This window comes from Flavobacterium sp. (assembly GCF_030146175.1).
Classification (GTDB): domain Bacteria; phylum Bacteroidota; class Bacteroidia; order Flavobacteriales; family Flavobacteriaceae; genus Flavobacterium.
This window is the reverse complement of the sequence record NZ_JASLCE010000037.1, coordinates 20663-30292: the sequence shown is the minus strand read 5'-3', so window position 1 is coordinate 30292 and position 9630 is coordinate 20663. Positions and strand designations below refer to the sequence as shown.

Sequence of the window (9630 nt, the reverse complement as noted above, 5' to 3'; positions counted from 1 at the left end):
CCTAAAGTTTTTGGAGTTGCATACTTATTATGGAAAGGAAAAATATCTTCGTGGGTAAAAAAATGGACTTTGAGTCTATTTTCGAAAGACAAAAATGATTGTTTTTCGATACTTCCTACCGAAGCAACAACCAAATCGGAGCATTTTGGATATTTTTCTAAAATTTTTTCAATTTTTTTTTCGAGATCATTTTTTTCAAAAACAAAATCCTCCATAGTAGTATTTCCCTCAAAGACAGATGCTTTAATTCTAGTATTTCCGACATCAACCGTTAAAATCATATTTCCTTTTTTGCTTTTGCGAAGATACGAATTGATTTTTTCTAAAAAATGTTTTGCACAAACCAAAAATGATTATATATTTGCACCCGCAACAAGCACGGTACCTTAGCTCAGATGGTAGAGCAATGGACTGAAAATCCATGTGTCCCTGGTTCGATTCCTGGAGGCACCACTTACAAAAAACCACTCATCTCGAGTGGTTTTTTATTTATATACTTTCCAAAAAAATCACAGCTTTACAACTACAAATCAGCGGCTGTCATTCCGGCGGAAGTAAGCTTTAAAATATTTTTATTTTTTTACTGCAACCCTTATCGTTTTTTCACTCTTATAATAAAATTAAACTATATTAACCCTAATTTATTTTTATTATGAAAAAAATACTACTTGTTCTAACACTGGCCACCGCGTTATTACAAATTTCCTGTAGTGAAGACCTGATTTCGAATACCACAGCGACGAACTCGGCCGATGTATATGTTGCCGGTCAAAAAGACAATCAGGCGTGTTATTGGAAAAACAACCAGCCTGTTATTTTGGATTCCAATGGTTTTACGGGACCTACAGCAAACAAAGTAATCGTATCCAATAACGATGTCTATGTTTTAGGAATTGGAATCGGAGCGACAACAACCGCTCTTGAAAACGTTCCGATGTTTTGGAAAAACGGAGTGCTTACCAATCTGAAAGCCGCTTTAAGCACCGATGAAGAACAAGTCATGACCATCACCGATATGGAAGTAATTGGAAGCGATGTTTATTTTGTGGGTTATACCAAAAAACCGATTATCACTTTCGACGACTATACCCTTGCCTATTGGAAAAACGGTGTTAAAACTACCGTTCGTAACTATGGTCACTATGTTCAGAATCTTCCAAAAATTAAAATTCAAAACAATAGCGTTTATATCACGGCTTCCGCAAATGGTAGTTTAACCATTAATGGCTATTACGCAAACAATGTTTTTAACGAAATCCCAAATTCGATTATAAACGGTCTGGCGACAAATGGTAGTGATATGTTTGCTTTCGGAGTATTGAATAATGCCGGTTATTATAAAAACATCAACACCAATGCGGAAACGTCACTTCCGGCTCCGATCAACGGTATTACAAAAATGCAGTTTGCAACGGATATGTATGTTACTAATGGTTCGAATACTATTTACAAAAACGGAATTTCATTCGACAACAGTCAGCCGGAATTGGGCGGTATTATCGATTTTAAAATTCAAAACAGTGGTGCCTACAAAATAACGCAGGTAGCCGTTGGAGATGGTTATACCAGTCATTTAGTGGTTAACGGTGTTGAAGCCATGCACATCAACGATTCCGAGGGTACTTTTATGTCGGTTTTTGTGGTTCAAAATTAAACTATGGCGACCTTTAACTGGAACGAAATTTATAGCAAGACATCCCCAAAATTACTGGGGATTTGTCGCAGGTATATAAAAGATCTGGCCACGGCCGAAGACATTATTCAGGATTCTTTTATTGTAGCCATCCAAAAAGAAAACACCCTAAAAGACGCCAACGCTATAAATGGCTGGTTAAGCCGAATTGTGATCAACATGGCCATCCATCATTTAAAAGAAACCAAAAAGATAAACTTTTCAACCGACCAAGACTGTGAAATTGCTGATGCTACTACCCTTATGAACACCGCAGAAATAGATTCAAAAAGCATACTTCTGAGTTCCGATTTGGAAAAGAACGATATATTAGAAGCAATTGACCAATTGCCGGAACATCACAAATCGGTTTTTAACCTTTATGTGATCGATCAGTTTTCGCATGTTGAAATTGGTAAAATACTCAATATCTCAACCGGGACTTCAAAATCGCATTTGTTCCGCGCCCGAAAAGCCATTCAGACCTTTTTACTCGAAAAAATACAGGAAAAACCAGTTGATCAAAAGAAAAAACGCCGTGTTGCTTTTTTACTTTTCTTAGGATTCGGAAATCAGATGTTTGCCAACTATTATAGAAAACCGTTCCGGGATTTTGAAATACAACCGCAAAAAAAATTAGAATTAAATTCGGGTAAATTACCATTGCCAAAGGATTTTATCGGCTTATCTCAAACCTCTTTTGCCGTAAAAACGATCGCAGCAAGCTTGGTTTTGATCAGCATACTTAGCATTTTTGTTTATGCGTATACCTATCGTAACAACACTAATCCGGTGCAAAAAACTCCGGAAGTAAAACCAAAATCGATTACAAATAGCAGTACCAATCAGCCACTTGTAAACACCGTCGATTCGGTAAAAAATCAGACGATTACAATTCCAAATCCGAATAAAACTGAAACGGTTATTACATCGGAAAAAGCAACGGTTTTACAAAACAACACAACTAAAACAACTGCAAGTTCAGTGGTTACAACACTAAAAGATTCGATACCACAAGAACCTCAAAAAGTAGTTGTCATTAAAAAACAAATTGTAAAAAAAGACACTATTTATGTTACGCGATAAACTCCTACTCTTTTTTTTAATCTTTTCCGGTTTTGCTTTTTCGCAGGAAAAAAAGACTGACACTGTTTTTGTTTACGAGGAAGTCATCGTATACGACACGGTTTTTGTCGAAAAACCTTTTACCAAAATAGACAAGGCAGTTTTTACTTCCGAAACCGATAAAAAAGACAAACTGGAATTAATTCAAAACGGAAAAAAATTCCAGATCGCGATTGATACGCTTGTTTTGGTGACCGATAAAAAAAGAATCGAAAAACAGCAAACACAAAGTTGGTTTTTTGGCGGAAAACTACATTTGGGTATCGTCCGAAATAGTCTGTTTAAAGAACTGAATGCGCCAAACACCATCGGTCTTGGACTTGGAATCTGGACCCGCAAAGCACTTTTTAATTCCGATTTTTCTGTAGGAATAGGATTTGACGCCTTTTATTGGATGGGTTCGTTTTCGTTTGATGCCACACAAAACGAAAGTGTTCTTAACGGCTATTATTTTACAAACAACAAGCAACCCAAGCTTTTTAAAGGGATCGATACTAAAAATTTCCAATTACAACTTCCCATTCAATTGTACTACAACATCAATAAATTCACGCCTTCTATCGGAGCTTTTGTGAGCACCGCTACTTATACATCTCAATTTATCGGTTCTTCCGAAAACCTACCGCTAACCTTTGATGAAATACAGGATTTTAAAGCCGAAGCACTCCAAATGGGCTATCTCATCGAACTGCATTATTCGTTGTCAAAACACATTTCGGTGGCACTGCATTTTAGCTCCGGGAAAGCGAACAATTTGTTTTTTAGCAAGCGTGACGACAAAAATCAATTCTTTAAAACCAAAAATACTTTTACCGAAAATAAATTCCTGGTACAGCTCCTGTATACCTTATAAAACGCAACACCGAAACGCAAAGAATACCTCTATTTCCGTTTCGGCTGAAAGTGTCCAAAACAGGTGTTTCTACTGTAAAATCCTACCCGGATAGCGCCTAATTTTAGCTTCATAACCAAGACAACCTACATCTTATTATGGAGACTACTGCAAATGACGTTTATGACGTGATCGTGATCGGTGGTGGCGCTATGGGACTGGCCACGGCGTACTATTCGGGAAAAAGAAATGCCAAAACACTCGTACTGGAACAGTTTACTTTTGTAAACCAACAAGGAAGTTCTGCAGGAGTTTCCCGACAATTCCGGATTCCGTATCCTGAAAAATATATGGTTCAGATGGCGCTGGATTCGTTACCCTATTGGAAAGAATTACAAAGTCATACCGAAACCGAACTACTTGATAAAGTCGGCACTCTTTGGTTTGGCGATCCGGAGGTTCATTCCACTGAAGGAAATATCGCAAAAGCCGAAATCGCCTTAAAAGAACTCAACGTTCCCTATACCAAACTGACCGCCAAGGAAGTCGAAGAGCAATACAATTTCCGCAACCTACCGGATAACTACACCGGTTTATTTCAGGCCGACGGTGCGAGTATCAACTTTAAAGCGACCATTGAAACCTTACTGGAACGTTGTAAAAAAGACGCGAATACGACTTTACTGGAACAATCTCCCGTGACGCATATCGAACGGAAAGACGATTTGTTTCACCTAATGACTCCAAATGGCTATTATGCCGCTAAAAAAATCGTCATCACACCCGGTCCGTATATCAATAGCGTGATCAACTTATTGGATTTTACCATTGAAGCAACCTATTGGAATATGGCTTCCGCCTATTTTAAAAAGACAGATGAAAAAGTACAATACCCGACCTGGTTTGTCTTCCAGAATGCCGAAGGTGACAATGGCAATCAATTTTATGGCTTCCCGGAAGTCGACTGGGATCATCCCGACTATATCCGCGTGGCGCCCGATTTTGTAATCGAACCGTTGGACGAACCGTACGACCGCTCCTTTATTCCGAACGAAAAAGAATTAAATTATACGTCCGAATGGGTCAAAAATCATATGACCGGACTGGATACCGAACCTTGCTTTACCTCAACCTGTCTGATCGCGCTGAGTAAAATTCCGAATAAAGAATTGATCATCGATTTCGCGCCGAGCTACGTTCCGAATCATGAAGATATCGTGGTCTATGCGACCGGATGGGCGGCCAAATTTACACCGCTGTTGGGCAAAATCTTATCCGATATGGCTTTGGATGGCAAATCCGATTACGATATTTCCAATTTCCAATTGGGCTATAAATTCTTTAGAGCGCTTCAAACCACTAACCAAAACCTACCATTATGAATAAAAACACACCTTTAAATCCGGGGATGGAACCCGGTCTAAAAATTGAAGTCGCCATTGTTGGCGCCGGTACTTCCGGATTATACACTGCTTACCGACTGGTAGCCGATAAAAAATTCACCGCCGATCAGGTTCAGATTTTTGATCTGAACGATCGTTTGGGCGGCCGACTGGAATCGGTGATTATGCCCGGAATGGATTTCTGGGGCGAAATGGGCGGAATGCGTTACCTTACCTCTCAGGAAATCGTAACCACGCTTATCGAAGGCTATCCGCTAACCGAGCCGGATCTAAACAAACGCAAGCAAGTGCTAGTCGACAAAATGAACCCGGTTCCGTTTCCAATGGGTGACACGTCAAAATTACTGATGTATTTGCGAAAAGAACGCTTTAAACAGGATGCCTGGAATGTGGCTCAGGATGCCGGTAAAAAACTGATCACCCGTTATTATCTGAATGACGACGATCTGGGTTTTAGTTCCGATCAGTTGTTCAATAAAATCATTTATGATGTGTTGATGGCCGATCCGTGGTTCCGGGAAAACTATTCGGATTTTGTTAAAAAAACATCCGAATACGAGTATACTTTCGAAATCACCAGTCGTCAATGGGATGATATCAAACCGAAATTGCGCTATAATTTTAAAGGATCGCCTTACGAAGGCCGGAAAGTAAACGATATCGGTTTCTGGAATTTGATCAAGGATCAGATATCACAGGAAGGTTATACCTTTTTAGCCAATGCCGGCGGTTATTATTCCAATACGATTAACTGGAATTCTGCAGAGGCGTTCCCCTATATGGTGGGCGATTTCTCCGAAGGAACCGTTTATAAAACCATTGAAGAAGGTTTTGACAGTATTGCCTACGCCATTGCCAACACCTACATGGACAATCCGGGCGCTTGTATCTGGTCGGAAAACAAATTGATTACTTTTACAAAAGAGCACGCTTTTAAACATTCGCACAAATACCAGCTGACGTTCCTAAACATTACAACCAACGAGGAATGGCATGTTTACGCCAATACTATTGTATTGGCGATGCCGCGTAGATCATTGGAATTACTGGATCAGGAAAACTTCTTTTTTAATGTGAATGAAGACAGTACGCTAAACAATAATATCCGTTCCGTAATTATGGAACCGGCTTTTAAAATCCTGATGGGATTCCCGCATCCGTGGTGGAAAAAACTAGGTATCGATTCCGGGCATTCCATAACCGATTTACCAATGCGCCAGTGCTATTATTTTGGTACCGATACGCATACCGATAATTCGATGTTATTAGGTAGTTATGGTGATATGGAAACCGAAACGTTCTGGAAAGCACTATCGGACGATAAGATTCTTTTTAAAGTAAAAGCGTCCAATTCGGCGTCATTAAAAGAATTACACGAACTGGACAGCGTTCAGGCTTCCCAAATGATGGTAAACGAAGTGATGAATCAGTTACGCGAATTACACGGTCCTGATGTCGAAATCCCGGATCCGTATGTAACCTACTTCAGAGACTGGTCTGATGATCCGTTTGGTGCCGGATATCACGCCTGGAAAGCCGGATATGAGGTTAAAAATGTAATGCCGTATATGCGACAACCAAAACCAACAGAACAAATTCATATTTGCGGGGAAGCCTATTCCGATCAGCAGGGATGGGTTGAAGGCGCACTATGTGAAGCCGAAAAGATGCTGGAAACTCATTTTGGACTAGAACGTCCGGAATGGCTGGATCCGGCGTATTATCTAGGCTGGTAATACAACTTTATCTTCCGGGCAAAGTTTTTGTCCGGAAGATATTCTACTTATATTTTCAGGTTTTCCAGTTCCATCGACAGCGCTTTTAAATCCTGTTTCATCAGGTTGATTTGCGATTCCAGCTGATCATACATATTGGCCCGGTTGTCCAATTCCTGAGCCGAATATTTACCGCCATTTCCAAAATACAATTCCAGTAATTGGGTTTTCTTTTTGGATTTTTCATCCGCAATCTGACCAAAATTCATCCATTTTTCAATAATCTCCCGACGGAAAGAGACTTTTTCCGGTTCGTTTGGATTGCTATAATTCAGATAATACCAAACGGTAGGCGGAAAAATAGAAGAGGTCGGCCTCCCTTCCCAGATATCACGCAAAGCGTTCCGGTTATGATAAAACTCAATGCTGCGTTTGTTTCGCAGAATCAGCATCCCTAAGGTTGCTTCGGTGATCCCGGTTCCCAATCCGATATAATCGCCGGTGTTCCCTTTGTTGATTAACAAACCGGAAGCAATCGCCCCGGTAGCTCCGATTACGATCGCCCCAACGGTTAACTTACTTTCGGTTTCGTCTTCTTTCCCTTTTAAAAAATCGGCAATCTGACTGGTACGTTCTTCTTCACAATCCATTTCCGACGATACCGCCGAAACTTCCAGTGATGCGATATTAATCCGCTGATTTAGTTTTTGAACGATCTCCAGTTGCGTTAACCGGTTTTCAATATTCGGGTTCTTTTTATACTGCTTTTGAATCGCGACATAATCCGACAACAAATTCAATACACCGATTGCATTAGCCACGTTCAGACTTTTAAAACTGAGCTGTGCCGCCAAAACGGTATCAACCGTAAGTGTGTGTATTGGTTTGGGCATTTCGGCAACGGTGTAATTGTATACATTTTGCTGATTACAATTACTCGTATACAATTGTGATCGCATCCGGGTAGATTGAAGTCCGGAACAGGATGTCAGTACGAACGCACTGGTTATGATCATCCAGAAAAAGAGGCTTTTTGTTACAGTTGTGTTTTCCATCGTCGTGATTTTAAAATCGATGAATGCTAAATAACCTGAAATCTGTTTTCTTTTGGGAATTTTTGAATATAGGAATTAAGTTACGATTTTTCCTTGGCAATTCATTTAAATCAATCAAAAAAACTCTTAATCCATTTACAAACAAAACAATCTTTTCTCTAGCAAAATAAAAAACTTATATTTGTATTAATAGCTCTTGTATTATCATTAATTGCTTTTCTTCATAAAATTATTTCAATTTATTATTGTTACTATATATTTATGTCAGCAGAGAAGATCTTTATCAAACCAAAATTAGAAGGACAACGTTTTGATGACCACACTCTTCCTGTCAATATTTTAGAAGACTTCTCCGCTTTTGAAGAGTTAATTTTCGAACTCGCAAAAAAAATATATCTTGATCTCAATCCGCAGCGAAAAAGAGTACCCAAAGGGTTTACAGAAAATATTTATCTGAAACTTTCAACTATTGAAGAAGGCAGTACTATTCCACAAATAGTAATCGCTACTACTATTAGTGTTTTTGCTACTCCTAACATCAGTGTTCCTAACGACGAATATTTTAGCTATTTTGAAAAAGCCCGGGATAAAGTATTTGAATTAATTGAAAATGCAAATTCTGATAAATCTGTTGAAACAGAGAGCAAGTTTCTAAACTATTTTAACAGAATTGGAAAAAACCTGAAAGAAGGCGAAACAATTGACTTTCTAAATTCTGATACTTCTACAAGAAATGTAAAATTCAGTAAAAATACGCGAAGAAAAATACTGCTTTCTCGAAATGAAAAACTTGAATATTCGGAATTGATTCACGAAAACGTTCGTATATCTGCTATAGACAAAAAAAAACAAGTCTTTTATATTGAACTAAAAGACAACACCTACGAATGTCCAATCACACCTGATTTTCATGATACCATTTCCACAGCATTTCATGAATATGAAAACAAAACATTAATTTCGGTAAAAGCAACCGGTCTGTTTAACAATCAGCACAAACTAATTCATATCGAAAATATTGAATCAATGGACATATTGGATCCGTTTGACATAAGTGTTCGATTAAACGATCTTTTAGAATTGAAAGACAAATGGTATGATGGTGTAGACGGTAAGATCTTAGACCAAAAGAGTACATTACTTTTTAAAGATTACTTTAATACCTATTTTAATTCTGATTTACAACTACCTGCCATTTTCCCAACATTAACTGGTAACATTGTTCTTGAATGGAAAAAAGGTAATATTGAAATCTCAATGGAGATCGATTTAAGTAATTTAAACGCTGAGATATTCTATTTCGACATGGAAAACGACGACCATGATTTTCAGGAAAGTATTGACTTGAAAATTGTTTCTGACTGGGACAAAATTAATAGTATTATTTCTAAAAACATTATTTAATGACCGTCGCAACTTTACTTCATCGGCAAATACATCCTAGCTGGATTCAAAATAATTTTATTTCAGAACAAGCTTTCTTAACTGAAAACGACATTGCCTCTTTAGCATTTACGCCTTCCGAAAAAGATCATAAAAAACTCTCTGTTTACAATGGTGAGAAATTTTCTGCTCAAGATTCTTTTAACCATTATACTCAAAATTATAGTTCTGCCGGTGTTTTATCAGTAACATTTGCAGAAGTATCTGCCATTAAAAATCTAAATGCATACGAAGATAATATGCCATTTGATGGACATGCTGTGATTGATTACTCCAATATCGAAACACCTAGTCAAATAAGAAAGAGCGCCAAAAAGCTCAAAAACATAGCTGTTAAAAGAGGTTGGACTCACAAAATATAGAATTACACTTCCATTTTATTTTC

The 9630-nt window shown here is 38.3% G+C and carries 9 protein-coding genes and 1 tRNA gene; 8 read left to right on the top strand and 2 right to left on the bottom strand.

What is annotated here, in order from left to right; genetic code table 11:
- Window positions 1–281: type III pantothenate kinase (locus Q1R07_RS04250; protein ID WP_300486325.1), on the bottom strand; the 281-nt coding region annotated here is incomplete at its 3' end.
- A gap of 99 nt (window positions 282–380) precedes the next feature.
- Here Q1R07_RS04250 and Q1R07_RS04245 point away from each other — a divergent pair.
- From Q1R07_RS04245 to Q1R07_RS04220, 6 genes are all read left to right on the top strand, one after another.
- A tRNA-Phe gene (locus Q1R07_RS04245) sits at window positions 381–453 on the top strand.
- Between the two features lie 199 nt (window positions 454–652).
- The gene (locus tag Q1R07_RS04240; protein ID WP_300486323.1) at window positions 653–1654 is read left to right on the top strand and encodes a hypothetical protein; all 1002 of its coding nucleotides are present in this window, start codon (window positions 653–655) and stop codon (window positions 1652–1654) included.
- Between the two features lie 3 nt (window positions 1655–1657).
- On the top strand, window positions 1658–2758 hold the full coding sequence (locus tag Q1R07_RS04235) for a sigma-70 family RNA polymerase sigma factor (protein WP_300486321.1): 1101 nt from the start codon (window positions 1658–1660) through the stop codon (window positions 2756–2758).
- A complete protein-coding gene (locus Q1R07_RS04230) occupies window positions 2745–3650 on the top strand; it encodes a hypothetical protein (protein ID WP_300486320.1) in 906 nt (301 codons plus the stop codon). The genes Q1R07_RS04235 and Q1R07_RS04230 overlap by 14 nt, the downstream gene beginning before the upstream one ends.
- A gap of 137 nt (window positions 3651–3787) precedes the next feature.
- Window positions 3788–5011, top strand: coding sequence for an FAD-dependent oxidoreductase (locus Q1R07_RS04225; protein WP_300486319.1), 1224 nt, complete (start codon window positions 3788–3790; stop codon window positions 5009–5011).
- The gene (locus tag Q1R07_RS04220) at window positions 5008–6768 is read left to right on the top strand and encodes an FAD-dependent oxidoreductase (RefSeq protein ID WP_300486318.1); all 1761 of its coding nucleotides are present in this window, start codon (window positions 5008–5010) and stop codon (window positions 6766–6768) included. The genes Q1R07_RS04225 and Q1R07_RS04220 overlap by 4 nt, the downstream gene beginning before the upstream one ends.
- 47 nt (window positions 6769–6815) lie before the next feature.
- Here Q1R07_RS04220 and Q1R07_RS04215 read toward each other — a convergent pair whose 3' ends face one another.
- Window positions 6816–7802 carry a hypothetical protein gene (locus Q1R07_RS04215; RefSeq protein WP_300486316.1) on the bottom strand — a complete coding sequence of 329 codons (987 nt, stop codon included), beginning with the start codon at window positions 7800–7802 and terminating at the stop codon, window positions 6816–6818.
- A gap of 261 nt (window positions 7803–8063) precedes the next feature.
- Here Q1R07_RS04215 and Q1R07_RS04210 point away from each other — a divergent pair, with 261 nt between their 5' ends.
- Window positions 8064–9206 carry a hypothetical protein gene (locus Q1R07_RS04210; protein WP_300486314.1) on the top strand — a complete coding sequence of 381 codons (1143 nt, stop codon included), beginning with the start codon at window positions 8064–8066 and terminating at the stop codon, window positions 9204–9206.
- The gene (locus Q1R07_RS04205; protein WP_300486312.1) at window positions 9206–9607 is read left to right on the top strand and encodes a hypothetical protein; all 402 of its coding nucleotides are present in this window, start codon (window positions 9206–9208) and stop codon (window positions 9605–9607) included. The genes Q1R07_RS04210 and Q1R07_RS04205 overlap by 1 nt, the downstream gene beginning before the upstream one ends.
- Window positions 9608–9630 lie beyond the last annotated feature (23 nt).

Excerpts from the sequence above, each read along its gene's own strand:
- Q1R07_RS04220 (WP_300486318.1), top strand. The coding sequence starts at position 5,008 with ATGAATAAAAACACACCTTTAAATCCGGGGATGGAACCCGGTCTAAAA.
- Q1R07_RS04240 (WP_300486323.1), top strand. The coding sequence starts at position 653 with ATGAAAAAAATACTACTTGTTCTAACACTGGCCACCGCGTTATTACAA.
- Q1R07_RS04215 (WP_300486316.1), bottom strand. The coding sequence starts at position 7,802 with ATGGAAAACACAACTGTAACAAAAAGCCTCTTTTTCTGGATGATCATA.
- Q1R07_RS04225 (WP_300486319.1), top strand. The coding sequence starts at position 3,788 with ATGGAGACTACTGCAAATGACGTTTATGACGTGATCGTGATCGGTGGT.
- Q1R07_RS04205 (WP_300486312.1), top strand. The coding sequence starts at position 9,206 with ATGACCGTCGCAACTTTACTTCATCGGCAAATACATCCTAGCTGGATT.
- Q1R07_RS04235 (WP_300486321.1), top strand. The coding sequence starts at position 1,658 with ATGGCGACCTTTAACTGGAACGAAATTTATAGCAAGACATCCCCAAAA.
- Q1R07_RS04210 (WP_300486314.1), top strand. The coding sequence starts at position 8,064 with ATGTCAGCAGAGAAGATCTTTATCAAACCAAAATTAGAAGGACAACGT.
- Q1R07_RS04230 (WP_300486320.1), top strand. The coding sequence starts at position 2,745 with ATGTTACGCGATAAACTCCTACTCTTTTTTTTAATCTTTTCCGGTTTT.